Below are 628 nucleotides of genomic sequence, written 5' to 3' on the forward strand. Positions count from 1 at the left end.
GCCAGCCACATTATTTTGTGCTACAAAAGTCGCAGGACTGTCCACATCGCTAATGGCTAAAGTACCGCTCGTAGTCAAAACGGCGTTCGTTTCCGTTAAATTAGCCACCGCGGGAATAATCACTGCCGCATCATTGGTACCTACAATATTGACGGTAATGGTGGAAGTAGTACCATCAGCGGAAGTCACCGTTAAAGTATCGGTGTAAGTGCTGCCTGCCACAAATTCATTGTGCGCCGTATCCGTGGTATAAGTCCAAGCCCCATTAGAACCCACGGTGAAATGACCATAGCCGTTGCTGCCAGCCACATTAGTTTGCGCTACAAAAGTCGCAGGACTGTCCACATCACTAATGGCTAAAGTACCACCCGTGGTTAACACGGCGTTCGTTTCAGTTAAATTAGCCACCGCGGGAGTAATCACTGCCGCATCATTGGTACCTACAATATTCACCGTAATCGTTGAAGTAGTACCATCGGCGGAAGTCACCGTTAAAGTATCGGTATAGGTAGTGCCGGCCACAAATTCATTGTGCGCGGTATCGGTAGTATAAGTCCAAGCCCCATTAGAACCTACGGTGAAATGACCGTAACCGTTGCTGCCTGCCACATTAGTTTGCGCCACAAAG

The 628-nt window shown here is 48.6% G+C and carries 1 protein-coding gene; it reads right to left on the reverse strand.

The features are described 5' to 3' along the window. The coding region (locus tag LOX96_RS17500; protein WP_250456487.1) for a VCBS domain-containing protein at positions 1–628 on the reverse strand (628 nt) is incomplete at both ends.

Origin of the sequence: Legionella maioricensis (genome assembly GCF_023618015.1) — a bacterium.
Taxonomy (GTDB): domain Bacteria; phylum Pseudomonadota; class Gammaproteobacteria; order Legionellales; family Legionellaceae; genus Legionella; species Legionella maioricensis.